This is a genomic window from Nonomuraea monospora (assembly GCF_039531895.1).
GTDB classification, from domain to species: Bacteria; Actinomycetota; Actinomycetes; order Streptosporangiales; family Streptosporangiaceae; genus Nonomuraea; species Nonomuraea monospora.
In genome coordinates, this window is sequence record NZ_BAAAQX010000002.1 from 503,119 (window position 1) to 528,468 (window position 25,350).

Annotated in this window: 25 protein-coding genes; 14 read left to right on the forward strand and 11 right to left on the reverse strand. The window is 70.8% G+C overall.

The window, feature by feature from the left end; translation table 11 throughout:
- The first annotated feature begins 43 nt into the window (after positions 1 to 43).
- Genes ABD331_RS05575 through ABD331_RS05585 form a run of 3 tightly spaced genes read left to right on the forward strand, consistent with a single transcriptional unit; the run spans position 44 to position 3,295 of the window.
- A complete protein-coding gene (locus ABD331_RS05575; RefSeq protein WP_344471172.1) occupies positions 44 to 1,411 on the forward strand; it encodes an APC family permease in 1,368 nt (455 codons plus the stop codon).
- The gene (locus tag ABD331_RS05580; RefSeq protein ID WP_344471173.1) at positions 1,408 to 2,415 is read left to right on the forward strand and encodes an acetamidase/formamidase family protein; all 1,008 of its coding nucleotides are present in this window, start codon (positions 1,408 to 1,410) and stop codon (positions 2,413 to 2,415) included. The genes ABD331_RS05575 and ABD331_RS05580 overlap by 4 nt, the downstream gene beginning before the upstream one ends.
- A gap of 55 nt (positions 2,416 to 2,470) precedes the next feature.
- Entirely contained in the window at positions 2,471 to 3,295 is an 825-nt protein-coding gene (locus ABD331_RS05585; protein ID WP_344471174.1) for a trypsin-like serine peptidase, read from the forward strand.
- Positions 3,296 to 3,300: 5 nt separating this feature from the next.
- Here the strand turns inward: ABD331_RS05585 and ABD331_RS05590 are convergent, their stop codons facing one another.
- The 3 genes from ABD331_RS05590 to ABD331_RS05600 are packed head-to-tail and all read right to left on the reverse strand — an operon-like array spanning position 3,301 to position 5,455.
- A complete protein-coding gene (locus ABD331_RS05590; RefSeq protein ID WP_344471175.1) occupies positions 3,301 to 4,191 on the reverse strand; it encodes a Gfo/Idh/MocA family protein in 891 nt (296 codons plus the stop codon).
- Complete coding sequence (locus ABD331_RS05595; protein ID WP_344471176.1) at positions 4,188 to 5,099, reverse strand: NAD-dependent epimerase/dehydratase family protein; 912 nt, start codon at positions 5,097 to 5,099, stop codon at positions 4,188 to 4,190. Before ABD331_RS05595 ends, ABD331_RS05590 begins: the two co-directional genes overlap by 4 nt.
- 2 nt (positions 5,100 to 5,101) lie before the next feature.
- Positions 5,102 to 5,455 (reverse strand): YrdB family protein, encoded by a 354-nt coding sequence (locus tag ABD331_RS05600; RefSeq protein WP_344471177.1) that lies wholly within the window; start codon positions 5,453 to 5,455, stop codon positions 5,102 to 5,104.
- A 116-nt stretch (positions 5,456 to 5,571) separates the two neighbouring features.
- Between ABD331_RS05600 and ABD331_RS05605 the strand changes: the two genes are divergently transcribed.
- The 3 genes from ABD331_RS05605 (at position 5,572) to ABD331_RS05615 (ending at position 7,747) form a co-directional block, all read left to right on the forward strand.
- Positions 5,572 to 6,264, forward strand: coding sequence for a TetR/AcrR family transcriptional regulator (locus ABD331_RS05605; protein WP_344471178.1), 693 nt, complete (start codon positions 5,572 to 5,574; stop codon positions 6,262 to 6,264).
- 24 nt (positions 6,265 to 6,288) lie between these two features.
- Positions 6,289 to 6,612: a PadR family transcriptional regulator gene (locus tag ABD331_RS05610; protein WP_148439217.1), complete on the forward strand. Its 324-nt coding sequence runs from the start codon at positions 6,289 to 6,291 to the stop codon at positions 6,610 to 6,612.
- Positions 6,613 to 6,787: 175 nt separating this feature from the next.
- A complete protein-coding gene (locus tag ABD331_RS05615) occupies positions 6,788 to 7,747 on the forward strand; it encodes a hypothetical protein (RefSeq protein ID WP_344471179.1) in 960 nt (319 codons plus the stop codon).
- Here ABD331_RS05615 and ABD331_RS05620 read toward each other — a convergent pair.
- From ABD331_RS05620 to ddaH, 5 genes are all read right to left on the reverse strand, one after another.
- Entirely contained in the window at positions 7,645 to 8,244 is a 600-nt protein-coding gene (locus ABD331_RS05620) for a TetR/AcrR family transcriptional regulator (RefSeq protein WP_344471180.1), read from the reverse strand. The genes ABD331_RS05615 and ABD331_RS05620 overlap by 103 nt on opposite strands.
- Before the next feature lie 10 nt (positions 8,245 to 8,254).
- Positions 8,255 to 10,723: a PEP/pyruvate-binding domain-containing protein gene (locus tag ABD331_RS05625; protein ID WP_344471181.1), complete on the reverse strand. Its 2,469-nt coding sequence runs from the start codon at positions 10,721 to 10,723 to the stop codon at positions 8,255 to 8,257.
- Positions 10,720 to 12,096 carry an MFS transporter gene (locus ABD331_RS05630; protein WP_344471182.1) on the reverse strand — a complete coding sequence of 459 codons (1,377 nt, stop codon included), beginning with the start codon at positions 12,094 to 12,096 and terminating at the stop codon, positions 10,720 to 10,722. Before ABD331_RS05630 ends, ABD331_RS05625 begins: the two co-directional genes overlap by 4 nt.
- Positions 12,097 to 12,233: 137 nt before the next feature.
- Complete coding sequence (gene leuA, locus ABD331_RS05635; RefSeq protein ID WP_425565943.1) at positions 12,234 to 13,940, reverse strand: 2-isopropylmalate synthase; 1,707 nt, start codon at positions 13,938 to 13,940, stop codon at positions 12,234 to 12,236.
- A gap of 182 nt (positions 13,941 to 14,122) precedes the next feature.
- A complete protein-coding gene (ddaH, locus tag ABD331_RS05640; RefSeq protein ID WP_344471183.1) occupies positions 14,123 to 14,869 on the reverse strand; it encodes a dimethylargininase in 747 nt (248 codons plus the stop codon).
- 38 nt (positions 14,870 to 14,907) lie between these two features.
- Between ddaH and ABD331_RS05645 the strand changes: the two genes are divergently transcribed.
- The 6 genes from ABD331_RS05645 to ABD331_RS05670 all read left to right on the forward strand — a co-directional run bounded on the left by ABD331_RS05645 (position 14,908) and on the right by ABD331_RS05670 (position 21,765).
- A complete protein-coding gene (locus tag ABD331_RS05645; RefSeq protein WP_344471184.1) occupies positions 14,908 to 15,153 on the forward strand; it encodes a DUF2630 family protein in 246 nt (81 codons plus the stop codon).
- A gap of 42 nt (positions 15,154 to 15,195) precedes the next feature.
- A complete protein-coding gene (locus tag ABD331_RS05650; protein ID WP_344471185.1) occupies positions 15,196 to 16,188 on the forward strand; it encodes a GNAT family N-acetyltransferase in 993 nt (330 codons plus the stop codon).
- 35 nt (positions 16,189 to 16,223) lie between these two features.
- Entirely contained in the window at positions 16,224 to 18,296 is a 2,073-nt protein-coding gene (locus ABD331_RS05655) for a glycoside hydrolase family 6 protein (RefSeq protein ID WP_344471186.1), read from the forward strand.
- 164 nt (positions 18,297 to 18,460) lie between these two features.
- Positions 18,461 to 19,771: an MFS transporter gene (locus ABD331_RS05660; protein WP_344471187.1), complete on the forward strand. Its 1,311-nt coding sequence runs from the start codon at positions 18,461 to 18,463 to the stop codon at positions 19,769 to 19,771.
- 9 nt (positions 19,772 to 19,780) lie between these two features.
- A complete protein-coding gene (locus tag ABD331_RS05665; protein ID WP_344471188.1) occupies positions 19,781 to 20,446 on the forward strand; it encodes a response regulator transcription factor in 666 nt (221 codons plus the stop codon).
- Positions 20,443 to 21,765, forward strand: a complete 1,323-nt coding sequence (locus ABD331_RS05670; protein WP_344471189.1) for a sensor histidine kinase — start codon at positions 20,443 to 20,445, stop codon at positions 21,763 to 21,765. The genes ABD331_RS05665 and ABD331_RS05670 overlap by 4 nt, the downstream gene beginning before the upstream one ends.
- A 71-nt stretch (positions 21,766 to 21,836) precedes the next feature.
- Here the strand turns inward: ABD331_RS05670 and ABD331_RS05675 are convergent, their stop codons facing one another.
- From ABD331_RS05675 to ABD331_RS05685, 3 genes are all read right to left on the reverse strand, one after another.
- On the reverse strand, positions 21,837 to 22,745 hold the full coding sequence (locus tag ABD331_RS05675) for a TAXI family TRAP transporter solute-binding subunit (protein ID WP_344471190.1): 909 nt from the start codon (positions 22,743 to 22,745) through the stop codon (positions 21,837 to 21,839).
- A gap of 116 nt (positions 22,746 to 22,861) precedes the next feature.
- Positions 22,862 to 23,203, reverse strand: coding sequence for a helix-turn-helix domain-containing protein (locus tag ABD331_RS05680; RefSeq protein WP_344471191.1), 342 nt, complete (start codon positions 23,201 to 23,203; stop codon positions 22,862 to 22,864).
- Positions 23,200 to 23,583: a type II toxin-antitoxin system RelE/ParE family toxin gene (locus tag ABD331_RS05685; RefSeq protein WP_344471192.1), complete on the reverse strand. Its 384-nt coding sequence runs from the start codon at positions 23,581 to 23,583 to the stop codon at positions 23,200 to 23,202. The genes ABD331_RS05680 and ABD331_RS05685 overlap by 4 nt, the downstream gene beginning before the upstream one ends.
- 183 nt (positions 23,584 to 23,766) lie before the next feature.
- On the opposite strand from ABD331_RS05685, the gene ABD331_RS05690 reads away from it, so the two are divergent.
- Positions 23,767 to 24,492 (forward strand): Mut7-C RNAse domain-containing protein, encoded by a 726-nt coding sequence (locus ABD331_RS05690; protein ID WP_344471194.1) that lies wholly within the window; start codon positions 23,767 to 23,769, stop codon positions 24,490 to 24,492.
- A gap of 178 nt (positions 24,493 to 24,670) precedes the next feature.
- Positions 24,671 to 25,237 carry a hypothetical protein gene (locus tag ABD331_RS05695; RefSeq protein WP_344471195.1) on the forward strand — a complete coding sequence of 189 codons (567 nt, stop codon included), beginning with the start codon at positions 24,671 to 24,673 and terminating at the stop codon, positions 25,235 to 25,237.
- Positions 25,238 to 25,350: the final 113 nt, after the last annotated feature.

Genomic DNA, 25,350 nt, shown 5'->3' on the forward strand with positions numbered 1-25,350 from the left:
TGGCTCTAAGGTGCAGAACGCCCCCCAAGCACTAGGAGCCGTAATGAGCAGCGTCGAGCAGTTCGGCTACCGCCAGGAGCTTAAGCGCTCCTTGGGCTTCGCCGATCTGATGATCTATGGCTTGATCTTCATGGTGCCGATCGCCCCGTTCGGCATCTTCGGCAACGTCTTCGCCGTCTCCCACGGGATGGTGGCGCTGGCCTACGTCATCGGCCTGGTGGCGATGGCGTTCACCGCGCTGTCGTACGCGCAGATGGCCCGCGCCTTCCCGATGGCCGGGTCGGTCTACACCTACGCCGGGCGCGGCATCGCCGCGCCCGTGGGCTTCATCGCCGGCTGGGCGATCCTGCTGGACTACGTCCTGGTGCCCTCGCTGCTCTACCTGGTGGCCAGCGCGGCCATGAGCTCGTTCGTGCCGGTCATCCCTGTCTGGGGCTGGCTGGTGATCTTCGTGCTGCTCAACACGGTCGTCAACTACCTGGGCATCCAGATGACGGCCAGGATCACCCGCATCATGCTGGTCGCCGAGCTGGCCGTGCTGGCGATCTTCCTGGTCATCGGCGGCGTCGCGCTGGCCCAGGGCAAGGCGCAGACCGGCTTCCTCACCCCGCTGTTCGACTCCTCCTCCTTCACCTGGAGCGTGGTGCTCGCCGCCGCGTCCGTCGCCGTCCTGTCGTTCCTCGGCTTCGACGGCATCTCCACCCTGGCCGAGGAGAACCGCGAGGACGCCAAGCGGCTCGGCCGCTCCATGGTGGCCGCGCTGGGCGTGGCGGCCGTGCTCTTCGTCGTCCAGACGTGGGTGGCCGCGCTGCTCACCCCCGACCGGGCCAAGCTGATCGCCGAGGGCGACGCCGCCGGCAGCGCGTTCTACGACACCGCCGCGTTCGCCGGCGGGCAGTGGCTGTCGGTGCTCACCGCCGTCGCCACCGCCATCGCCTGGGGCTTCGCCAACTCCCTGGTCGCCCAGGCCGCCACCTCCCGCCTGCTGTTCGCGATGGCCCGCGACCGGCAGCTCCCGCGCTTCCTGGCGGTCGTCGACCCCAAGCACCGGGTGCCCGTCAACGCCACCTTCGCCGTCGCCGCCATCTCGCTCGTCCTCGGCATCTACATGAGCACCAGGGAGAACGGCATCGGCGAGCTGGCCTCGCTGGTCAACTTCGGCGCCATGAGCGCCTTCCTGCTGCTGCACATCGCCGTGGTCGTGCACTACCTGATCAGGCAGCGCAGCCGCAACTACTGGGCGCACCTCATCGCGCCCGTGATCGGCTTCGTCATCCTGGTGGCCGTCGTCATCAACCAGAACGTCGCGGCCCAGTGGGTCGGCGGCATCTGGCTGGCGCTCGGCCTGCTCGTCCTCGGCGGCTCGTACCTGCTGGGCCGCAGGCCCGTCCTTCCCACGGAGGTCAAATGAACGTCGTCTCCTTCCGTCCCGAGCCGGAGGAGCTCAGCTACACCTTCGGCGGCCGGCCCGCCCTCGGCAAGGTCCGCCCCGGCACCATCCTGGAGCTGTACACCGAGGACTGCTTCGGCGGGCGCGTCAGGACCGTGGACGACCTGCCGTCGCGGGTGTGCGAGTTCCCGTACCTGAACCCGGTGACCGGCCCCTTCCACGTCGAGGGCGCCGAGCCGGGCGACACGCTGGCGCTGCACTTCGTCTCGATCACCCCGGCCAGGGACTGGGCGGTGTCCACGACGTTCCCCCACTTCGGCGCGCTGACCGGCACGCACACCACCGCCATGCTGCAGCCGCCGCTGGAGGAGCGGGTCTGGCGCTACGACCTCGACCTCGACCGGAACGTCGCCGTCTACCACGCCCGCAACAGCGACTTCAGCGTGGCGCTGCCGCTCGACCCCATGCACGGCACGGTCGGCGTGGCCCCCGGCGCGAACGAGGCCCGCATGACGATCACCCCCGACGCGCACGGCGGCAACATGGACACCCCCGAGCTGCGCGCCGGCGTCACCGTCTACCTGGGCGTCAACGTCGAGGGCGGGATGTTCGCCATCGGCGACGGCCACGGGCTGCAGGGGCACGGCGAGGTGTGCGGGACCGCGGTGGAGTCGGCCATGAACACCGTGGTCGCCGTCGAGCTGATCAAGGGGGTGGCCACGCCGTGGCCGCGCCTGGAGGACGACCTGCACCTGATGTCCACCGGGTCGGCCAGGCCGCTGGAGGACGCGTACCGGATCAGCCAGCACGACCTGGTCACCTGGACCTCCGAGCTGACCGGCCTGGACACGCTCGACGCCTACCAGCTCGTCAGCCAGGCCGGGCAGGCGCCGGTCGGGAACGTGTGCGACACCAACTACACGATGGTCGCCAAATTGCCCAAGGCCTACCTGGGCGAGGCGGCGGGCGTGTACGAGTCGGCGCACGCCAGGCTACGCGCGCTCGGTTCCCAGTACACGAGTTAGTAAACCCTCATGTCGTGAGTCAGAAAGCTGATCATCTTCGTCCTACAGTGGCAGGGTGCTCAGGTTGGCCCTGTCTCTCGTCCTGCTCGATCCAGCCGCCGTCACCGAGGTGTCCCAGCGCAACGTCCCCGTTCCCCGGGTGCTCACCCCTGACGGCGACCGCCTCGGCTACGCGCCGGTCCCGCGCCCCTACACGGGGGCGCGGCGGCTGACCGGGGTGCTGCTCGGCCGCGACCCCGTCGCCAAGACGGACGTGTTGTGCGGCGGCACGGTGATCGGCTCGCGCAGCCGCAGCCTGGTGCTGACGGCGGCGCACTGCCTCTACCACGACGGGCGGTTGCTGGAGCATCTGGCGTTCCTGCCCGGGTTCGATCGGGGCCGGCCGCCGATGGGCGTGTGGCCTGTCGTACGCGCGTGGGTGCCCGCCAAGTGGCGTGCCCGGCCGTACTCGTCGGAGCTCCTGCCGTACGACGTGGGCCTGGTCGGGGTCGCCAGCGGAAAGCGCCCGCTGGAGGCCGTCACCGGGCGGGGGCTGTCGCCGATGCGCACCGGCAAGGGCACCGAGCTGCGCGGCCTCGAACTGCTCGGCTACCCGGCGGGGCGGGGGTATCCGGGCACCAAGATGTACCGCTGCGTGGGCGACGCGGTCGAGGGCGTGACCGAAGGGCCCGGGCTGATGGTCACGCGCAACTGCCACGCGGCGGCGGGCGGCAGCGGCGGGCCCGCCCTGTACGGCGGGGCGGTGGCGGGGGTCGTGTCGTCGTCCAGCCCGTTGAACGACGCCAAGGGATACACGGTGCTGACCCGGCTGGGGGGAAGACCGTTCCAGCGGATGTTCGACCGGGCCGACAGGGAGATGCGGCTCAAACCGGCAGACTGACGCGCTCAGTCTCCAGCTTGGGAAACGATCTCTTCGCAGAGGGCGTGGGTGGCCAGCGCGTCGGCGGCGTCCACCCGGCGCCCGTCGCGCACCGCCGCCAGGAACTCCAGGCAGACCTGCTCGATCCCGCGCTGCCTGGCGACCGGCACCCAGTCGGGCCGCCGGGCCAGGGTCTCGCCGCCCTGGTAGTCGATGACGTCGCCGAGGTTGACCACCCGCCGCTTCGCCCCGTCGCCCATGGCCGCGCAGGTCTCCTCGGACGCGCCGCTCATCCGGTTCATGACGCCGATGGCGGTGAAGTCGCGGCCGGACAGCTCCAGGACGATGTGCTCGACGAGGCCGTCCCTGACGCGGGTCCTGATCGTGGTGTCGGTGATCGGGCCGGGGGCCAGGAACCTGAGCGTGTCGGCCACGTGGATGAAGTCGTCGAAGACGGCCTTGCGCGGGGCCTCGGGGTTGTTGTGGCGGTGCTTTTCCATCAGGACGAGGTGCCGGGGGTGGGCGGCCAGCTCGGCGTACCCGGGGGCGTGGCGGCGGTTGAAGCCGACCATCAGTGACCTGCCCTCCGCCTCCGCCAGGCGGACGAGCTTCTCCGACTCGGCGAGGGTGTAGGCGATCGGCTTGTCGACGTAGACGTGGATGCCGGCGGCGAGCAGGGGTTCGACGAGCTGGGGGTGGGCGTGGGTGGCCGCGTGCACGAACGCCGCGTCCACCCCCGCCTTGATCACCTCGTCCACGCTCGTGGAGCGGTTGCCGAGCCGGTAGGTGTCGCCGAGCCGGTGCAGCCGGGCCTCGTTGCGGGTGCAGAGGTGCAGGTCGAGAGCGGGCTGAGCGGCCAGCACGGGAAGGTAGGCCTTCTCCGCGATGTCGCCCAGACCGATCATGGCTATCTTCATCCGACGAGCGTAGCCTTGAGCGCCGCCTCGACCGGGGTAGGCGCGGCGCCGAACGTACGCTGGAAGGCCGTGGAGTCGAGCACGTACGGCGCGGTGAACTGGTAGCGGACGTGCCCGAGCTCGCCCATCATGGGCGAGAAGAGCCCGGCCGCCCGCATCACCGGCCACGGGATCACCCGCAGCCTGGGCTCGGGGCTGCCGGTCACGGCGGCCATCCGCCGCGCCATCTCGCGGAAGGTCAGCGGCTCCGCGCTGGGCACGTGCCACGGCCTGCCCCAGGCCCGCTCGTCGGCGCCCGCCGTGATCATCGCGTCGGCGACGTCCGGCAGGTACGTCCAGGTGTGCGGCACGTCCACCGGCCAGGGCGACATGATCGGCTTGCCCGCCCTCAGCGGCACCGTGAAGCGGTCGCCCAGGTAGGACTGGTCGGTGGCGCCGGGGCCGTAGTAGTCGGAGCCGCGGACCTCGGTGGCCCTGATCCGGCCGGCCTCGTGCGCGGCCAGCGCGTCGGCCCACATCCTGGCGCGTACCTGGAACTTGGGGTCCGGGGAGGAGAGCGGCAGGTCCTCGGTCATCGGGCCGGTGACGGGCCCGTACGGGTAGAGGTTGCCGAGCATCACGTACGCGGCGCCGCTCGCTTCTGCGGCGGCCAGGAACGACGCGGCCATCGGCGGCCAGTCGGTGAGCCAGCGGTGGTACTTCGGGTTGACGGCGTTGTACAGGACGTCCGCGCCCCGGGCGACTTCGATCATCTTGGCCTGGTCGGCGACGTCCGCGGCCACCTTGACCGCGCCCGCGGGCCCGCTGCCCGACCGGGTCACGACGACGACCTCGTGCCCCTGGGCGATGAGCTTGGCGGCCAGGTGCCCGCCGACCTGACCCGAACCGACGACAACGTGCTTACCCATGTTCAGACCTCGTTCCAGAAGAAGCGGAGAACCGCGTTGAGGATGAAGAGTGCGGAGAAAATCATGGCGGAGGTGATCAGTCCGGAAGCGTAGAGCGCCAGGGCGCCGCCGCCGAACCAGAGGATCTCCAGCGCGGCGCGGGCCAGGCCGGTGAGCGGGAACGTGGCGTTCGCGCCGCCGTTCGCGCCGAACAGTGCCCACGCCGCGATGAACAGCGCCGGGCCGCCGAGCCCCGCCAGCAGCTTGACGCCCCAGTTGGGGCTGAGCGTGACGCCCCAGTAGGCGACGGAGGCCAGCACGCCGAGCTCCAGGAAGAACATCAGCAGCATGTTGGCGTTCTTGGCGAGGGAAAGCATCGGGGGCCTCCGGTCGAGGGGTGTTTCGCTTACGAGAGCAATGCTCTCTCAAAAGAGCAGTGTTCGTCAAGAGCAGTGCTCTCGTTTCTTCTCACCGCTCTGCTAATCTGCTGTGCATGACAGCCAGCCGCACCGCCAGAGAACGCGTCAGGGCCGAGCTCACCAAAGAGATCACCGACATCGCGCGCCGCCAGCTCGCCACCGACGGGGCCGGCGGCCTGTCCCTGCGCGCGGTGGCCCGGGAGATGGGCATGGTCTCCTCGGCCATCTACCGCTACTTCCCGAGCCGCGACGACCTGCTCACCGCGCTGATCATCGACAGCTACAACGCGCTCGGCGCGGCCGTCGAACACACCGAGGCCACCACCCCCCGCGAGGACCACCTCGGGCGCTGGCTGGCCGCCTGCCACGCCGTGCGCGACTGGGGGGTCGCCCATCCCCACGAGTACGCGCTCATCTACGGCTCCCCCGTCCCCGGCTACCAGGCGCCCCAGGACACGATCGAGGCCCGCCTGCGCGACGTGGCCGTGCTGGGCCGCATCATGTCCGACGCCTGGCGGGCGGGGGCGGTGCGGGCGGCGGAGGATCCGCTGCCCGCGGAGCTCGAAGCGGACGTGGCCGGGCTCCGCGAGCTGATGCCCGGGGTGCCCGACCACGTGATCTGGCGGGCGCTCACGGCCTGGACGGCCCTGTACGGGTGGGTCAACTTCGAGGTGTTCGGCCAGTTCAACAACACGATCGAGAACCGGCGCGACGCGTTCACGCACAGCATGCGGCTGGCGGCAGGGACGATCGGGCTTGCTCAGTGAGACTTACTAAGTTTTACTGAATACATGGCTCGCAAGACGCAGGGGCTCGGGCGCTTCACCGACGTGGCGCTGCTCGTCCTCATCAGCCTCGCCGAGGGGCAGAAACACGGATACCGAATGATCAGCGACATCGAGGAGTTCTCAGGCACCTCGCTGGAGCCGGGGACGCTCTACGGGGCGCTGATGCGGCTGGAGGAACGCGGCTGGATCGAACCGGTCGAGTCGGCGGAGCGGCGCAAACCGTACCGGATCACCGACGGCGGGCGCGACGCGCTGCGTGAGCAGCTCGCCACGCTGCGCCGGGTGGAGCAGGCGGGGGTGCGGCGGATGGCTTGGGGGCAGGCGTGACGCGGGGTCATGGGCATGGCGGCAGGCACGATGCGGGCCGGGCATCGGAGGCAGGCGTGAAGCGGTTCGCGGGGATCGCGGCAGGCACGATGCGGGCCGGGGATCAGGGGACAGGCGTGAGGCGGGTCGTGCGGGTCGCGGCGGGCATGGCGCGGGCTGAGGTCAGGGGGCAGGCGTGACGCGGGCGATCGCGGAGGCCGTGCTGCGGCTCTACCCGAAGGCATGGCGCGAGCGTTACGGCGAGGAGGTCGCCGACCTGGTCGCCTCCCGCCCCGTACGGCTGCGCACCGTGGCCGACCTGCTCACCGGCGCGGCCGACGCGTGGCTGCACCGCCGCCGCATCCCGGGCGCCCGGCCGCTGCGGCTGCCCCTCTGGGCGACCCTCGTCGCCGCCTCCTACGCCCTGTGGATGTTGTGGAACCCCGCCGTCCGCGACGCGGCCGCCCTCTCGTTCCCGACGGACCAGGCCACCGAGGTCGGCTGGCTGTTCAGAGCGGCCATGACCTGCTTCGCCGGAGCGGGCGCGATGGCCCTGCTGGCGCCGTGGCAACTCGGCATCGCCGCCCGCGCCGCAGGCAAGCGGGCGCCCTACGGCGCGGCGGCCCGGGCGACCGGGCGGCGGGTGCTGCTGACGGCGCTCGCCGTGGCCGTCCCGATCGTGCTCGTCCTGCTCAGCTATCTCAGCTTCGGGCTGGACACGGCGCCGCCCCTCCCGGCGCTCGGCGACGCCATGGTGGGCGGCTTCTTCGTCCCGACCCTCATGACGCTGGTCCTGCCCCTTCCGCTGGCCGCCGCCTCACCCGTGATGGCGTCCGCCGTGCGGGCCTCGGGGAAGTCGCTGGCGGTGGCGGCCGTCATGAACGCGATCGGGTGGATGGCGGTGGCGGCGCTGATGGCGTTCGGGCTGTGGCGGGTGTCGCCGTGGTTCGTGCCGGCGGTGGCGGCCAGCGCGGTGATCAGCAGCGGGATCGCGGCACTGGTGGCGGGGGCCGTGCTCAGGCGCTCCCCGGACGACCCGGTCGCGGCGGCCCTTCAGCCGGTGTGGCCCGGTTTGAGCAGCGGCACCAGCACCTCATCCACGATCTCCACCACCAGCCGCTCAGGAATCGGCGACCCCTCGAAAAGGAAGTGGTGACGCAACAACGCGTGCCCCGCGTCGAGCCGGCGGGCGGTGACGTCCGCCGGGTCCACCTCACCGCGCTCGACCGCCCGCCGCACGACCTCCTCCATGAGCTGCCTGGCCTTGCCCTGGGAGTTGCGCCGCATCGTGCCCAGCGGCGACTCCCCCCGCAACGCCTCACCGAGCAGCCCGCGCATCGCCTCACCGGCCGGCCCCGACAGGGCCTGCGCCGTGCGGGTGAGCATGGCGACCAGGTCGTCACGCAGGTTGCCGGTGTCGGGTGAGGTCTCCGGGGCGGGCAGCGACTGGTAGACGGCCTCCATCACCAGCTCGATCCGGGTGGGCCAGCGCCGGTAGAGCGACGCCTTGCTGGCCTTGGCCCGCTCGGCGACGCGCTCCATGGTCAGCCCGGCGTAGCCGACCTCGGCCAGCTCGTCGAGCGTGGCCTGGTAGATCGCGGCGCTGAGCGCCTCGCCCCGGCGTCGTGGCAGTTTGCGGTGGTCGGTGACCATGGCATGCATTCTAGGAAGCACCGGCGACCGTGCCGGTCTCCGCGCCGGTCTCCGCGCCGGTCTCCGCGCCGGACGCCGCGCCGGACGCCGCGCCGGACGCCGCGCCGGACGCCGCGCCGGACACTGCGCCGGACACTGCGCTCGTCACCGTGCCGGTGTCGCCGTTCACCGTGACAAGCTGCCCGTCCTGGAGCGCCGAGGTGCCCGTGCCGGTGCCCATGACGGCCGGGATGCCGTACTCCCTGGCCACGATCGCCGCGTGCGAGGCCGCCCCGCCGGTGTCCACGACCACGGCCGCCGCGTGCTGGAACAGCGGCGTCCACGACGGGTTCGTGTACGGGCAGACGAGCACGTCACCGGCGGCCAGCCGGCCGAACTCGGCGGGCGTGGCGATCACCTTCACCGGCCCGGTCACGGAGCCGCCGCCGGCCGGGGCGCCGGTGAGCAGCGCGTCGCCGGTCTCGGCCGGCGGGAAGATCGCGGCCGGGTCGATGAGCCGCACCCCGGCCAGCTCCTCCCGTTTGAGCGCCCGCCTGGTGACGGTCTCGCGCAGGCGCCCGACGTCCGCGCCGCGCAGGGTGGTGACGTCCTCGATCTCCTCCAGCCGCAGGTGGAAGACGTCCTCCGGGGCGGCCAGCGCGCCCGCGTCGCGCAGGCGGCGGCCCAGCTCCAGCAGCGACCTGCGCAGGACGGGCTGCGGCATCATGAAGGAGAAGTGGCTGTCCTCCCTGAACGCGATTCCCGCCCGCGCCGCCTCCACCCAGCGCGTGACGCGGGCACGACGACCCTTCCCGCGCAACAGGGGGTGGGCGAGCAGACGTCCCAGCGCGTCATCCCCCTCCTTCGGCGTGGGCGCGTCCGAGGCCAGCACCCGCACCAGCCCGAGCACCACCTCGGGAGCGTCCACCCAGGTAGGCGGCGTGACGAGAATCGGGCTCGAGGTCTCCCGATGCCCGTACTCATCCAGGAACCCCTCCAACGCCTCCAAGAACTCCTCAGGCATCGGTTCCACCTCGAACGCCCGCGTACGCCGCGCCACCTCGGCCAGCCCCTCCAACGCCCGGTTGGTGTCGGTGGTCCTGGTACGCGCCCCATGCAACAAGTCGGCGAACAGCTCCCGCCGCCCCAGTACCCGCACCACGGCCAGCAGCCGTAGCAGCGCCAGCCCCGTCCCCGGCAGGTAGTCGACCCTCAGATCAGCGACGGGCGACACGAGGGCGAGCGCCTGCCGGGGCACGCGCAGCAGCTCCGCCCACGACATCCCCTGAAGGTCGCGGCCACGCAGGGCCTCGACCGCCGCGAGGTAGTCGCGGAAGCGCCGATCCTCGGTCCACCGGGCCGGGTCGTACCGCAGCGCCTTGGCCAGCACCCGGAACGGCGCCGCCAGCACCCCCAGGCCCGGCCTCGGCACTGGTGGCAGGAGCCGGTAGACGACCTCGTCCTCCTCCTCGAGGAAGCCGTCGAACGCCCGCCGCACGCCGAAGCTGCCCAGGACGTTGCGCATCAGGCCGGCGGGTCCGTACGGGATCCAGGTGGACATGTCGATCGGGTACGGCCGCTCGGGCAGGTACTCCATCAGGACCGTGGCGATCCGGCGCTGGATCGGGTTGAGGTGTCCCACCGGGGGCGGCGGCAGCGCGGTCATCGGCCGGGCCTGGAGCAGGTGGAGCCGTCCGCCCGCGTACGCCCACTCGATGTCCTGCGGCCGCCCGAAATGCGCGGCCACGTCACGCCCCAGCCGCGCCAGCTCGGCCACCACCGCATCCGGCAGCCGCTCCACCTTCCCCACGCCCTCGCGACCGCCCCCGCCACCCGCCGCATCCGGCAGCCGCCCGGAGCTCTCGCGCACGACCCCGCCGCCCGCCGCGCTCCGGATGACCACCTCCCGCCGCCCAGGCGTGAAGCCGACCCGCCCACGCCCGTCCACCACGTAGTGATCCGGCGTGACCAGCCCCGACACGACGGCTTCCCCCAGCCCGCTGCTGGCATCGACGACGAGCCGCGTCCGATCCCCGCTGACCGGATCGGCGGTGAACATCACCCCCGCCACCTCGGCCTCCACCATCCTCTGCACGACCACCGCCATCCGCACCCCGACGTCACCGATGCCCAGCCTGGCCCGGTAGGCGACGGCGCGGTCGGTCCACAGCGACCCCCAGCACCGCCGCACGGCGTCGAGCAGGTCCGCGATGCCGACGACGTTGAGGTAGGTGTCCTGCTGCCCGGCGAACGCGGCCCCCGGCAGATCCTCGGCCGTGGCACTCGACCGCACGGCCACGGGCCCGCCGCCGAGCCGGGCGTAGGCGTCGGTGATGGCTTCAGACACCTCATCGGACAGCTCGCCCGCGTACGTGGTGACGACGAAGCCGTCAGGCACCGGAAAACCGGCCCTGACCAGCTCCCCCAGGTTGGCGCCCTTCCCCCCGGCCAGAGCCAGGTCGGCGCGGCCGAAGGCACGCAACGGTGCGACGAGTTTCACCGGTTCTCCTCAACGTGAGCAGTGGTACGGAGCGGGCGCGCCGGCAGCGCGAGCGCCAGGAGGAACGCCACGACCAGCAGCGGCGCCATGGCCGCGAAGACGGGCGGCACGGCGGCGGCGAACTGGCCGCGCACGGCTTCCGGCAGGCTCGCCGCCGAGGTGCTGGAGATGCCCGACCTGAGCGTGATCAGCGCCCCCACCAGCGCCACCCCGGCCGACGCCCCGACCTGGCGGACGAACGTCACCGACGACGTGGCGGTGCCGAGGTCGGCGTACTCGACGGCGTTCTGCGCGGCCAGCACCATGACCTGCATGACCAGCCCGACCCCGAGCCCGGTCAGCAGCAGCGCGAACACGAGCACGACCGGTCCTGCCCCGGCCAGCCCCAGCAGGGCGAGCCCCGCCGCCGCCAGGGCCGTGCCCGCGATGGGGTACGGCTTGTACGTCCCCGTCCTGGTGATGAGCCGGCCGGAGGCGACGGCGGCGACCAGCACGCCGCCCATGAGCGCGGTCACCAGCAGCCCGGCCTGCGTGGCGCTGGTGTGCAGGGCGATCTGCGCGTACGCCGGCAGGTACGTGATCGTCCCGAACAGCGCGAACCCGATGAGCAGGCTGATCGCCACGGGCACCGCGAACGCCCGGTCGCCGAACAGCCGCAGCGGCAGGATCGGATCCCGCGCGAACCGCGCGCTGACCAGCCACGCCACCACACCGGCGGCGGCCAGGGCGAGGTAGGCGGGGTTCCCGCTCTCCCCCACCATGACGATCCCGACCACGGCGGTGCCCAGCGTGGCGGCCCCCGCCACGTCGAGCGGCGCGCGCGTGCGGGGCCGCGGCAGCTTCAGCGCGACGCTGAGCAGCACGAGCGCCAGCAGCCCCAGCGGCGGGTAGAGGGCGAAGATCCACCGCCACCCCGGCCCGTCCACGAAGAACCCGCCGACCAGCGGCCCGCCGACGGCGGCCACGATGTACGCGGCGCCGAACAGCCCGAGGTAGCGCCCTCGCTCGCGGGGGCTCACCAGCTCGCCGATGATCGCCTGGGCCCCGATGACCAGCCCGCCGCCGCCCAGCCCCTGGATCGCCCGGAAGGCGATGAACTGCGGCATCGACGTGGCCAGCCCGCACAGCACGGCCCCGGCCACGAAGATCACGACGGCTGCCTGCATGGTGGGCTTGCGGCCGTACCGGTCGCCGAGCTTGCCGTAGACGGGCATGACGACGGTGGCGGCGACGAGGTAGGCGGTGACGACGGCGGGCATCCGGTCGAGCCCGCCCAGCGCGCCGGCGACGGCGGGCAGCGCGGGCGCCATGATCGTCTGGTCCAGGGCGCCGAGCAGCATCGCCAGCATCAACCCGGCCAGCACCAGCCCCACGACACCACCTCCTTAGTAAACGGATCGTTCTCTAAGAAGCATATGATTCAGCACTTAGAAACGCAACGTTCACTAAGTCACGCAAAAAAAGGGGGCACGGCGAGCGACTCGCCATGCCCCTGTTCCGAACCGATGCGTCAGCGCGCGGCGCGGTTCACCGCGGAGATGATGGCCTTCAGCGAGGCCGTCGTGGTGTTGGCGTCGACGCCGACACCCCACAGCACCTTCCCGTTGACCTCGCACTCCAGGTAGGAGGCCGCCTTGGCGTCGCTGCCCGCGCTCATCGCGTGCTCCACGTAGTCGAGGACGCGCACCTGGATACCGACGCGCGTGATGGCGTCGATGAACGCCGAGATCGGGCCGTTGCCCTTGCCCTGGATCTCGCGGATCTCACCGTCGAGGCGCACGTCGGCGCTGATGAGGTCCTTGTCGTCGACCGTGGACTCGTGGCGGTGCGCCATGAGGCTCAGGCGGCCCCACCGCTTGGCGGGGTTGGGCAGGTACTCGTCCCGGAAGATCTCGAACATCGCGGCGGGGCTGATCTCGCCGCCCTCGCTGTCGGTGCGCGCCTGCACCACCTTGGAGAACTCGATCTGCAGCCTGCGCGGCAGGTCGAGCTGGTGGTCGGCCTTCATGATGTACGCGACGCCGCCCTTGCCGGACTGGCTGTTGACCCGGATGACGGCCTCGTAGCTGCGGCCGATGTCCTTCGGGTCGATCGGCAGGTACGGCACCGCCCAGGTGAACTCGTCGACCGGCACCCCGGCCACGGCCGCGTCGCGCTCCAGGTGCTCGAAGCCCTTCTTGATGGCGTCCTGGTGGGAGCCGGAGAAGGCGGTGTAGACCAGCTCGCCGCCCCACGGGTGGCGCGGGTGCACGGGCAGCTGGTTGCAGTATTCGGTGACGCGGCGGATCTCGTCGATGTCACTGAAGTCGATCTCGGGGTCGACGCCCTGGGAGAACAGGTTCATGCCCAGGGTGACCAGGCAGACGTTGCCGGTGCGCTCGCCGTTGCCGAACAGGCAGCCCTCGATGCGGTCGGCGCCGGCCATGTAGCCCAGCTCGGCGGCGGCGACGGCGCTGCCGCGGTCGTTGTGCGGGTGCAGCGACAGGACGATCGAGTCGCGGTGCTTGAGGTTGCGGTGCATCCACTCGATCTGGTCGGCGTAGATGTTGGGGGTGGCCATCTCGACCGTGGCGGGCAGGTTGATGATCACCTTGCGCTCGGGCGTGGGCTGCCACACCTCGTTGACGGCGTCGCACACCTCGACGGCGTACTCCAGCTCGGTGCCGGTGAACGACTCGGGGGAGTACTGGAAGTAGACGTCCACGTCGCTGGCGTCGGCGAGCTTCTTGACCAGCTTGGCGCCCTCGACCGCGATGGCGGTGATGCCGTCCTTGTCCTGGCCGAAGACGACGCGGCGCTGCAGGGTGGAGGTCGAGTTGTACAGGTGCACGATGGCCTGCTTGGCGCCCTCGATCGACTCGAAGGTGCGCTCGATCAGCTCGGGCCTGGCCTGCGTCAGCACCTGGATGACCACGTCGTCGGGGACGCGGCCCTCTTCGATGATCTGCCGGATGAAGTCGAAGTCGGTCTGCGAGGCGGCGGGGAAGCCTACCTCGATCTCCTTGTACCCCATGCGTACCAGCAGCTCGAACATCTGGAGCTTGCGGTGCGAGTCCATCGGGTCGATCAGGGCCTGGTTGCCGTCGCGCAGGTCCACGGCGCACCATCGGGGCGCCTCGGTGATCACCTTGTCGGGCCAGGTGCGGTCGGTCAGCCGGATGGGTTCGAACGGCTGGTAACGATGGACGGGCATGCGGCTGGGCTGCTGAGCGGTCATGATCGGATGCTCCTCGTCGGTCTCAGGAAGAAAGCGGCCGACGCGCATGACTCGCTCCGCGGCGAGGGAGCCGGCCTTAGAGGCCCCCGCCGCGGCAGCTAAGAAGGAGCCCGCGCAGCATGACATGAACGCTACCAGACGTCTCGCGATGCACCGCCCGGGATCTCAGATTCTGAGAACGGTCAATCAGCCACGAGAACGCTCAAGCAGGTCACACAACCTTCAAGCTTCTCGTACTCCGAAATATCCACCTTCGTCACGAAAAATCCGCGCTTTTCGAGCATTGCGGCGGTCTGCGGGGCCGACGCGGACAGCAGGACGCGGTCCTCCCCCAGCACCACCACATGCGCGCCCGCCTCCTCCTCCGGCGCCAGCACCCCGGGCAGGTCCACGCAGGCGGGATCGCCGATGAGCGTCCCGTCGGGCAACGCGGTCACCGCCGACTTCAGGTGCAGCACGCCGCGCAGCTCCACGGGCACCACCTGCCGCTCCGGCAGCAGGGCGGTCAACTGCCCGATGCCCTCGTCGTTCGTCCTGGCCGACCTGCCCACGTACACCGTACGGCCGACCTGGAGCACGTCACCGCCGTCCAGCGTGCCGGGCGGCACGATCCTGACCGAGCTCAGCCCCAGCTCGTGCACGGCCCGCGCCACCGACTCCACCTCCGGCCGCCGCTCCGGCGCGCCCGGCCTGGTCAGCACGGCCAGCCGGCCCGACACCACCATCGTGTCCTCCACGAAAGGGGCGTCGGGGAGGTCGTCGGCGCGTGGCACGTGCACCGGCCGCCAGCCCGCCCCGGCCAGCGCGGCCACGTAGGCGTCGTGCTGGACGGCCGCCCTCTCGTGATCCACCGGCTCCCGCTCGATGTGTGTGACGATGCCCTCGGAGATCCTCGGGCCGGGCTTCCTTACCAGCGCCATACCAGCCATAGGGCGTGTTCTATCACGCGGTGATTAGAGTCTTGGGCATGCGGGACGACGAGATTCTGACCAGGATCAGCGCGCTGGTCACCGAGGAGCACGAGCTGCGCGACAGGCTCACCGCCGGGCAGGTGACCTCCGACCAGGAGCACGCGCGCATCAAGGAGCTGGAGACCGCCCTCGACCAGTGCTGGGATCTGCTCAGGCAGCGCAGGGCCAGGCGCACCGCGGGCGACGACCCCAACAGCGCCGCCGCCCGCCCGGCCGGCGAGGTGGAGAACTACCGGCAGTAAAACCGCTGGCCCGGCCGTGTCGCGGTGCGGTTGGCTGGAGGCATGCGCATCCAGCCCATCATGATCCCCGACCGGCCGGGCGACCCCTCCGACGACGACCTCGTCACGAGCCTGCACGCCGCGTACGTGGCCGGCTTTCACGAGGACGCCGGCCCCGTGCTCCCGCTCATCCGGTTCCGCCGCGACATCTGCTCGCACTCGCCGGCCCAGCGCATGGAGGCGTGGGTCCTGCTCGACGACGACCGGGTCATCGGCGGCTACGCGCTGCGCTTCCCCCAGCTCGACAACCGCCACATGGGCTTCGTCTTCCCCCTGGTCGTGGACCCCGCGCACCGCGGGCGCGGTCTCGGCTCCGCGCTGTTCGAGCACGCCGTCGACCGCATGCGGGCGCAGGGCCGCAAGCTCCTGCTCACCGAGACCCTCGTCACCGGCGCCGGCGCCCGCTTCGCCAAGGCGCACGGCATGAGCGTGGGGCTGGCGGAGGCGCGCCGCACCCTCGACCTGCGCAAGGCCGACTGGGACGCCCTGGAGCGGATGATCCCCGAGGTCAAGGGCTACACCCTGGAACGCTGGATCGGCCCCACCACCCCCGAGCTGCTGCCCGACCTCGTCACCCTCCTCAACGGCATGAACGACGCCCCGCGCCAGGGCGACCTGGAGGACATGACCTTCAGCGTCGACGGCGTGCGCGCCCGCGAGGAGAGCCTGCCCGAGGTCGGCCGCACCTGCTACACCACGATCGCCCGCCGCGACTCCGACGGCGCCCCCGCCGGCTACACCCGCGTCTTCCTCGACGCCGATCCCTCCGCCCGCTGGGGCGAGCAGGCCGACACGGCCGTCCTGCGCGGGCATCGCGGCCACCGGCTCGGCCTGCTGCTCAAGCTCGCCAACCTGCTCTGGCTGCGCGAGCAGGAGCCGCACCTCGAACGCGTCATCACCTGGAACGCCACGTCCAACGGCCACATGCTCGCCATCAACGAGGCCATGGGGTTCGAGCTGTTCGACGAGTGGAACCAGTGGCAGCTCTCCCTGTAGAGCGAATGGATCATCGCGGGCTAACCTGAGCGTCTATGACCCTGGAGGTGCTGAGGGACGGCGATCCCGCGCGGGTGGGGCCGTACACCCTCCTCGGCCGGCTGGGCGAGGGCGGCATGGGCGTCGTCTACCTCGCCCGCGACCCCTCCGGCACGCGCGTCGCCGTCAAGCTCCTGCACGCCAGGATGGACGCGCACCCCGACTTCCGCCGCCGCTTCGCCCGCGAGGTGGCCGCCGCGCAGCGCGTCGCCCGCTTCTGCACCGCGCCGGTCCTCGACGCCTCCCTCGATGGACGGCTCGCGTACCTGGTCACGGAGTACGTCGAGGGCCCCAGCCTCAAGGAGGCCGTCGCCACCTCCGGCCCGCTGCGCGGCTCCGCCCTCGACGGTCTGGCCGCCTCGATGGCGATGGCGCTGCGGGCCATCCACGGGGCGGGGGTCGTCCATCGCGACCTGAAACCGTCCAACGTGCTGCTGTCCCAGGTGGGGCCCAAGGTCATCGACTTCGGCATCGCCTGGCTGGCCGACTCCGACGCCAGCAGCACCGTCCTGGGGACGCCTGCTTACATGTCGCCCGAGCAGGTGTCCGGGGCGGAGGTCGGGCCGCCGTCCGACATCTTCTCCTGGGGCTGCACGGTCGCCTTCGCCGCCGGCGGCGCGCCGCCGTTCGGCTCGGGCTCCATCCCGACGCTCCTGCTCCGCATCGTCAACGACCCGCCCTCTCTGGACGGGCTCACGGGGCCGCTGCGTGACCTGGTCGCGTCCGCCCTGTCCAAGGACCCCGCGCACCGCCCCACAGCCGACGCCCTCCTGGACCAGCTGAGCACGGGCAACACGAGCAGCACGAGCCTCGCAAGCACGAGCGCGGGCGTGGGCGAGGCGGATGTGCCTTCCCCCAGTGCCCCTCCTGGCGCCGGTGCGGCGAGGGGTGGGACGGCGGAGTCCGGCGCAACGCGAGCGGCGGTCAACCGGCGCAGGGCCCTGATCGCCGCAGCCGCCCTGGCGATCGCGGTGGGCGGCGCGTCAGCAGCCCTGACCTTGCGAGGCACCCCCACCAGCACCACAAGCACCCCACCACCGTCCCCCACCTCCCAGAACCCGCTGAGATCCACCCAGCCGATCACCTTCTACGCCCCCGAAGAACCAGCCGCCGCCCGCCAGGCAACCCTCTGGCAGGAGGACCGCCCCTCAGACGCCTCCCTCATGCGCAAACTGGCCCAGATCCCCCACGCCATCCGCCTCAACCAGCCCGAGGTCAGATCCAAGGTGGACGCCACAATCACCGCCGCCGACCAGACAGGCGGCATCCCCGTCTTCCTGATCAGCTACCTGCCGGGCAACGAATGCCACCCCACGACCACCTCCGCCATGCCCGCCTACCAGGAGTGGCTGACCGGCATCGCCCGCCAGGTGGGCCCAGCGAAGGCCGTGATCATCCTGGAGCCCGGCAGCCTGGTCAGAGTGCCCGGCACCGAGCAGTGCCCGACCCAGCAAGGCTCACCCGACCAGCGCTACCAGGACCTGCGCCAGGCCGTACAGATCCTCAAGAGCAACCCCGCCACCGCCGTCTACCTGGACGGCAGCCAGGACTACTGGCCAGGCACGGAGACGATGGCCGAACGCCTGATCGCCGCCGGCATCGACAAGGCCGACGGCTTCTTCGTCAACACGGGCGGCTTCCAGCGCACCGCCAAGAGCGTCGAGTACGGCAAGACCCTGTCGGCCTGCATCGCCGTACGCCTCAAGACAGGCGGCACGACCTGCCCGCAGAACACCGAGGTGGACCCGGCCACCATGCCGCACTTCGTCGTGGACACCAGCAGGAACGGCCAGGGCTCCTGGTCGCCCCCGAAGCACTACGAGGACCCGCAGACGTGGTGCAACCCGCCCGGCAGAGGCGTCGGCGACCGTCCCACGACGGAGACGGGCGAGGAGCTGGTGGACGCGTACCTGTGGATCTCCCGCGCGGGCACGTCGAACGGCCGGTGCAGGCGCGGCACGGACGGCGAGAAGGACCCGGAGCGCGGCGTCGTGTCGCCGCCGAGCGGCGAGTGGTGGGCGGACCTGGCACTGGAACGCGCGAAAAACGCCAACCCGCCACTGCGCTGAGCCACCGTCCCGCGCCGAAACAAGCACCCCGTTGTTGCGCGGGCGTTAATGCCGCGTAAGAAGCCATGTTAAGCGGACGTTAGATATCCCCCCTGCTCCCTTGCCCGAGCAACCTTCTGGCATGAGGCTCTGACCAGCATCTACAGCCCCCCAGGAGGTTCTTCGTGAGCAAGGCACGCGTGCCGTGGAAGGCCGTCATCGGCGGGTCCATCGGCAATATGGTCGAGTGGTACGACTGGTTCGTTTACAGCAGTTTCGCCGTCTATTTCGCCGCTTCCTTCTTCCCTGAGGGCAACGACACGGCCAAGCTGCTCAACACCGCGGCCATCTTCGCCGTCGGCTTCTTCATGCGCCCGCTCGGCGGCTGGCTGCTCGGCCGTTACGCCGACAGGAAGGGCCGCAAGGCGGCGCTCACGCTCACGGTCACCCTCATGTCGGCCAGCGCGCTGCTGATCGCCGTCGCTCCGACGTACGAGGCGGTCGGCTACTTCGGCGCCCTGGTGCTGGTGGTGGCGCGCCTGCTGCAGGGCCTGTCGGTGGGCGGCGAGTACGCGGCGAGCGCCACGTACCTCACCGAGGCCACCCCGCGCGGGCGCCGCGGTTTCGCCTCCAGCTTCCAGTACGTCTCCATGACCGCCGGCCAGCTCGTCGGCCTGGGCCTGCAGATCATCCTACAGAACACGATGTCCACCGAGGCCCTGAACTCCTACGGCTGGCGCATCCCGTTCATCGTCGGCGCCGCCGCCGCGGCGGTGGTGTTCTACCTGCGCCGCAACCTCCTGGAGACGGAGGCGTACGACGAGGAGGAGCGCGAGAGCGACAAGGGCCGCGGCACGATCAAGGCGCTGCTGGGCCACAAGAAGGAAGCCCTGCTGGTCATCGCGCTGACGATGGGCGGCACGGTCGCGTACTACACCTACACGACATACCTCACCAAGTACCTGTCGAACAGCGCGGGCCTGCCCAAGGAGACGGCCACGCTGGTGAGCTTCTGCGCGCTGTTCATCTTCATGTGCCTGCAGCCGCTGGCCGGCGGCCTGTCGGACCGGATCGGGCGCAGGCCGCTGCTGATCACGTTCGGCATCGGTTCGATGCTGGGCACGGTGCCGCTGATGACGGCGCTCGGCGGGGTGCAGGGCTTCGGCGGCGCGCTGGTGCTGTCGCTGATCGGCCTGATCATCGTCACCGGTTACACCTCGATCAACGCGGTGGTGAAGGCCGAGCTGTTCCCGACGAACGTGCGCGCCCTCGGTGTGGCGCTCCCGTACGCCATCGCGAACGCCCTGTTCGGCGGCACCGCGGAGTACGTGGCGCTGTGGTTCAAGGACAGCGGCATCGAGTCCGGTTTCTTCTGGTACGTCTCGGGTTGCGCGGCCGTTTCCCTCATCGTCTACCTGACCATGCGGGAGACCAGGGACGTCGCGCTGTCGCGTACCGAGCAGGCCACGCGGGAAGCGCTCCCCACGCGCGTCTAACCTGGCGTCATGCGAGTTCTGCTGGTCGAGGACGACGATCGGCTCGCCGCCGCCCTCAGCACGGCCCTGGACCGGCACGGCCATCAGGTCATCCGGACGGGGCTGGCCGTGGACGCCCTCCGCCTGGCGGGGGGCGTCGACTTCGTCCTGCTCGACCTGGGTCTGCCCGACATGGACGGGCTCGACGCGCTGCGCCGCCTGCGCCGGGTGTCGACGGTGCCGCTGATCGTGGTCACCGCGCGTACCGAGGAGCGGGAGGTGCTGCGCGGCCTGCGTTCCGGCGCGGACGACTACCTGGTCAAGCCGTTCCGCACGGTCGAGCTGATGGCCCGGATGGAGGCGGTGGTGCGGCGCGGCACGCGCCCGCGCCCGCAGCGCGACGACGTGGTCAACGTCGGCGACGTGCGCATCGATCTGGAGTCGCGGCAGGTCACGGTGGCCGGGGAGCCGGTGACGCTGACGCGGCGCGAGTTCGACCTGCTGGCGATGCTGGCTCGCGAGCCGGGCGTGGTGCGCGGCAGGGAGGAGATCCTCGACGAGGTCTGGGGCGACCCGCTGCTGTCGGCCTCGCGCTCCCTCGACGTGCACGTGGCCAACCTGCGCTCCAAGACCGGCCGGCCTGGGCTGGTGGAGACGCTGCGCGGCACCGGCTACCGGCTGGGCTCGACCGCGTGAACTCCCGGCTGGTGGTCACGTTCACGACGCTGATCGTGTTCCTGGTGGCGGCGCTGGCGGTGCCGCTCGGCCTCGCCTACGCCTCCCACCGCACCAACCGCCTGCTCCTCGACCGGCGCGCCGACGCCACCCGCTTCGCGGAACTCGCCGACCAGGCGGCCCGCGACGACGACCACACGGGGCTGATCGCCGAGATCAACCGCTACGCCGACCTGTACGGCGCCGCCGTCCGCGTACGCGACCGTGACGGCTCGCTCCGCCTGTCGGCCGGCAGCTTCGAGTCCGACGACCGCGAGGCGCTGCGCCTGGCCCTGTCCGGCCGCACCACCGAGGACCTGCCCACGATCAGCCCCTTCGGCCCGGCCACCGTGCTGCTGGCCGAACCGGCGGGCCGCGACGCGCAGATCACCGGAGTGGTCCTGCTCCAGACCCCCACCGACCAGGCCCGCCTTGACGTGACGCTGGTGTGGGGCGCGCTGGCGCTGGGTGCGCTGGTCGCGCTGGCGTACTCGATGCTGGCGGCCAGGCGGCTGGCCCGCTGGATCCTGCGCCCGGTCACGGAGCTCGACCGCACCACGCAGGCCATCGCGCAGGGCCGGCTGGACGCGCGGGCCCATCCCGGCGTCGGCCCGTCGGAGCTGCGGCGGCTGGAGGAGCGCTTCAACGCGATGGCCGACGCGGTCGCGGGGGCGATGGAACGGCAACGCGCCTTCGTGGCCGACGCCTCACACGAGCTGCGCACCCCGCTCACGGTGCTCGGGCTGCGGCTGGAGAACCTGGAGCCGCACCTGCGCGGTGAGGGCACCGCCGAGTTCGAAGAGGCCATGGCGGAGCTGGACCGGCTGGCCCTGCTGGTGGAGGACCTGCTGGCGCTGGCGAAGGTGGAGGCGGGCGCGGGCATCGAGGGCAAGGACGTCCCGCTCGCGCCCCGCCTGGCAGTCTGGCGGGAGGTGTACGCGGCGGCCGGCGTGCGCCTTGTTACCGACATTTCCGAAATGTCGGTCGTTCCCGAGGCGGCGGCCAGGATCGCGGACATCGCCCTCGACAACGCCCAGAAGTTCGTCCCGCGCAGCGGCACGGTCACCGTGTGTCTGGAGGACGGCGTGCTGCGGGTGGCCGACGACGGGCCTGGACTCAGCGAGGAGGAACGCTCGGAGGCGCTGGGCCGCTTCTGGCGGTCGGGCGCGCATGCGAACGTACCGGGCAGCGGCCTCGGCCTGGCCATCGCCGCCGAACTGGCGAGGGCGTGCGGTGCCACGCTACGCCTACTGCCTGCCGAACCACACGGCCTGGTGGTGGAGCTCCAGCTCCCGCCCTGAACGCCTCCTCCTGGGATCACGACCGGCCGTTAGAAGCTGACCTCACCCGGCCTCACGCACCCCGCCTTCCGTCAGCCGTACACGGACCGGTAGTAGCGGGCGGCACCGGGATGCAGCGGCACCACACCAGTACCGATCGCGTACCGCTCGTCCAGCCGCCCGCCGGGCGCCGAAGGGGCCTGGAGGCGGTCGCGGGCGCTGAACAACGTCCCGGTGATCGTGAACGCCAGATCATCGGACAGCGAGCTACGGCACATCAGATAACTCGGCGTCCCCACAGTCCGGATCGACCTGGTGCCCCCATAGGTCCCCGCGGGCACGGACGCCTCTTCGTACACGGGCCCGAACTCCCGCCGCAACACCGGCACCAGCGACTCCAACGACACCAGCCGCACATCGTCGCGCGTGGTCAGCGCGGGCGTCGGCACCCCACCCGACCAGAAGAACGCCTCGACCCGCCCACCGACCAGCGCCTCGATGGAGGCGTCCAGATCAAGCCTGACCGTCTCCGGCGGCTCGGCCAGCCCGGCCGCGGCCAGCACCCGGACGGCGGTCACCGCGGTCCCCGACCCCTCCACGCCGATGGACACGACCTTGCCCGCGAGCTGCTGCACCGTACTGATCGCCGAGTCCTTCAGCACGACCAGATGCGCGTAGTTCATGTACATCCTGGCCAGCGCGGCGACGGGCTGATGCCGCACGCGCACTGCGTCGTCGGCGCTGTCGGCCAGCGCGAACCCCGCGTCGGCCCGCCCGTCGGTCATCATGGTGAGGTTCTCGACGCTCGCGGCGGTCGCCATCACCTTCACCCGCATCCCGCCGCCGCGCAGCTCCTGCGCGAGCCGATCCCCGAGCGGCCGGTACGGCCCGCCGTACAGCCCTGTCGCCAGCCGCAGCTCGAACGCCTCGTCCTCAGACCCCGAGCACCCGGCCGCCGCGAGCACTGCGAGCCCCAGCAGGGTGCGACGGGATACGAGCATGTGTAGTCCGGGGCGGCGCTCATGCGAGCGCGTATCCCCTCTTCCTTTCCATAGCAGCGGTTTCCCACGTACAGCCCATCACACCGCCCCAGCACAGCACAGAGTGCATGGACGACTCAGGCCGCGTTAATGCGGTGTCCGGTGAAGCTCACCTGGGTGTCCTCGCTGTCGAGAGCGATGTTGAGGGTAGCGTCAAGGGCCTCGGCCAGCTTGGCAAGAAGTGGCAGCGTGGGAACGGTGTCAGAGCCTTCGATCCGGGACACCTTCGCCTGGGTGAGGCCCGCGCGGTCGGCCAATTCAGCCTGAGTGAGCCCGAGTTCGGCGCGCCGGTCGTACACCGCCTTCGCCAGGGCCATGGACAACCGGATCTCACGACGAGCCTCGGCCACGTCCTCCGGCTCGGTGAAACCCTCGGCGAGCTTGCGTTCACGCAAGGTCTTCCAGCGGCTGTGGCTCATTGCTCCACCTCTCCTTCCTCCACGGTGCGGATGAATTCCTCGTGTGCTGGACCGTGTTCGGCCTCGCAGATCTTCCGTGTCAGCTTGGCGCGCATGACTTCGGTGTCTTCCCGCATTCTCGTCTTACGGAAGACGGTCAGCAGGACCGCGGTGCGGGTCGGCGTGAGCCAGTACGTGATGCGCATGGCAGCACCGTCGAGTGTGGGCCGCAGCTCCCGAACTCCGTCGCCCAAGTAGCGGGCATAAGGCTCGCCGAGCGCGGCAGCGTGTTCCGCGAGCAGCCCGACATACTCGTCGATCTTGAGGAAGTGCTTGGCCGGCAACGCCTCCAACCAGTCCCGCACCTCGGGCTCGATCTCGATGGCGAAGAGCGCATCCATCCCACCACGCTATATGTCGCTGACGACATATTCAACACGATGCCCAGACTGGGCAGCAGCGGGAGGCCATCCTCCGGCCCGCCCGTCGCCAGCCGCAGCTCGACCCCCTCGGTCTCGGCCCCAGCAGGGTACGGCGAGATATGGACATGAATTCACGTTAGCCGGTGGAACAGAATGGACGATGTGACGACCGCACGCCTGCGCATCTCCCCAGAGCTGAGGATGTTCCTGCCCGCGAGCCGCCGCCACGAGTGGCAGGAGGTGACCGCCGACCACACCTCCACGCTCGGCCATCACGTCGAGTCCGTCGGCGTCCCGCTCACTGAGGTCGGGCCCATGCTGCTCGACGGCCGCGGCGTGCCGCCCTCGCACCTCCTGGTGCCGGGTGACGTGGTGCACGTCCACCCGATCCCCCGTCCCCAGCAACTCCCCGAGGAGCCCCGCTTCCTCCTGGACGTGCACCTCGGCACGCTGGCGCGGCGGCTGCGCCTGCTCGGCATCGACACCGCCTACCACAACGACATGGACGATCCGGCGCTGGTGGTGCAGGCCAACGCGGAGCGGCGGGTGCTCCTCACCCAGGACCGCGGCCTGCTGCGCCGCCGCGCGCTGTGGCTCGGCGCGTACGTCCGCGGCTCCGCCCCGACCGACCAGCTCCGCGACCTGCTCGAACGTTTCGCACCGCCGCTGCGGCCGTGGACACGCTGCACCGCCTGCAACGGGGTGCTGGTGCCGGTCGGCAAGGACGAGGTGGAGGCGCTGCTGGAGGCGGGCACTCGGCGGAGCTACGACGCCTATGGCCGGTGCGCGTCCTGTGGCCAGGTGTACTGGCATGGCGCGCACAGCGGCCATCTTGAGGAAATCGTACAGTCGGCGCAAGAATGGGCCAACAGCGCCATTTATCGCTAACATCCGCCGGATCTCTTGAGAAATAAAATCGCATTCTAGCGCAACCCCCTCCTCGCAATTCGGATATGCAGCCATATATCCACGCGCACGCCCGTACGCCCGGCATTTCCGATATTTTGGCTGCGCCGCCCGATAGTCGCGCGGTGCCATTCCCTCTTGCAAGGAGGACAAATCGGAAATGCAAGACAAGCAACAGGATCCCGGAGGTGACGACGGGACCACCCCCGCGAGTGGGGCAAACAGGCGGAAAGTTCGCCTCGCCCTCAAGGCGTCCGCGGGGCTGATCGGCACGACCGCGGCCGTGCTGACCATCCTCCCCGTCGTCATCGACGATTCACCCAGAATCGCGATAACCGCACCGCCGACCGGGCCGGGCGCCATCGCGACGCCCTGCTCCGTCGTCAGGGGTACCGCGACGCCGGCCGACGGGATGGCTCTGGTCGTGGCGGTGCGGAGAGCCGGGGTGTCACCCCGCCTGCGTACGACGCGGTTCTACAGCGTCGACACGCCCGCCACCCAGGGCCCGTGGGCCGTCACCGTCTCGCTGGACGCGGAGGATCCCGACGCAGCGGGGCTGTGGTACACCATTTCCACCCTTTTGGTGGAAGCGGCCTGGGTCGAATTCCTGGAGAAAGCGGACAGCATCGCGGACGGTCCTCTGACAGTCGCGTCCGCGATGCCACCACACGAAGGCTCGACACCTTCCATTGATGTCCAGCGAGGGCCGGGCCACGGCTCCTGCTGAACGGACGCTGTTTGCCCGGTCAGTGACGATACCCGCCACCCGGGCAAACGGCCGTCGGGATAACAATAATCCACCACTAGGTATAAGACTTCTTATACCCAACTTGTTACGCA

Excerpts from the sequence above, each read along its gene's own strand:
- leuA (WP_425565943.1), bottom strand. The coding sequence starts at position 13,940 with ATGACCGCTCAGCAGCCCAGCCGCATGCCCGTCCATCGTTACCAGCCG.
- ABD331_RS05685 (WP_344471192.1), bottom strand. The coding sequence starts at position 23,583 with ATGGATGCGCTCTTCGCCATCGAGATCGAGCCCGAGGTGCGGGACTGG.
- ABD331_RS05600 (WP_344471177.1), bottom strand. The coding sequence starts at position 5,455 with ATGCTTTCCCTCGCCAAGAACGCCAACATGCTGCTGATGTTCTTCCTG.
- ABD331_RS05590 (WP_344471175.1), bottom strand. The coding sequence starts at position 4,191 with ATGAAGATAGCCATGATCGGTCTGGGCGACATCGCGGAGAAGGCCTAC.
- ABD331_RS05580 (WP_344471173.1), top strand. The coding sequence starts at position 1,408 with ATGAACGTCGTCTCCTTCCGTCCCGAGCCGGAGGAGCTCAGCTACACC.
- ABD331_RS05650 (WP_344471185.1), top strand. The coding sequence starts at position 15,196 with ATGCGCATCCAGCCCATCATGATCCCCGACCGGCCGGGCGACCCCTCC.
- ABD331_RS05620 (WP_344471180.1), bottom strand. The coding sequence starts at position 8,244 with ATGGTCACCGACCACCGCAAACTGCCACGACGCCGGGGCGAGGCGCTC.
- ABD331_RS05675 (WP_344471190.1), bottom strand. The coding sequence starts at position 22,745 with ATGCTCGTATCCCGTCGCACCCTGCTGGGGCTCGCAGTGCTCGCGGCG.
- ddaH (WP_344471183.1), bottom strand. The coding sequence starts at position 14,869 with ATGGCTGGTATGGCGCTGGTAAGGAAGCCCGGCCCGAGGATCTCCGAG.
- ABD331_RS05665 (WP_344471188.1), top strand. The coding sequence starts at position 19,781 with ATGCGAGTTCTGCTGGTCGAGGACGACGATCGGCTCGCCGCCGCCCTC.
- ABD331_RS05655 (WP_344471186.1), top strand. The coding sequence starts at position 16,224 with ATGACCCTGGAGGTGCTGAGGGACGGCGATCCCGCGCGGGTGGGGCCG.
- ABD331_RS05595 (WP_344471176.1), bottom strand. The coding sequence starts at position 5,099 with ATGGGTAAGCACGTTGTCGTCGGTTCGGGTCAGGTCGGCGGGCACCTG.
- ABD331_RS05695 (WP_344471195.1), top strand. The coding sequence starts at position 24,671 with ATGCAAGACAAGCAACAGGATCCCGGAGGTGACGACGGGACCACCCCC.
- ABD331_RS05610 (WP_148439217.1), top strand. The coding sequence starts at position 6,289 with ATGGCTCGCAAGACGCAGGGGCTCGGGCGCTTCACCGACGTGGCGCTG.
- ABD331_RS05605 (WP_344471178.1), top strand. The coding sequence starts at position 5,572 with ATGACAGCCAGCCGCACCGCCAGAGAACGCGTCAGGGCCGAGCTCACC.
- ABD331_RS05575 (WP_344471172.1), top strand. The coding sequence starts at position 44 with ATGAGCAGCGTCGAGCAGTTCGGCTACCGCCAGGAGCTTAAGCGCTCC.
- ABD331_RS05645 (WP_344471184.1), top strand. The coding sequence starts at position 14,908 with ATGCGGGACGACGAGATTCTGACCAGGATCAGCGCGCTGGTCACCGAG.
- ABD331_RS05680 (WP_344471191.1), bottom strand. The coding sequence starts at position 23,203 with ATGAGCCACAGCCGCTGGAAGACCTTGCGTGAACGCAAGCTCGCCGAG.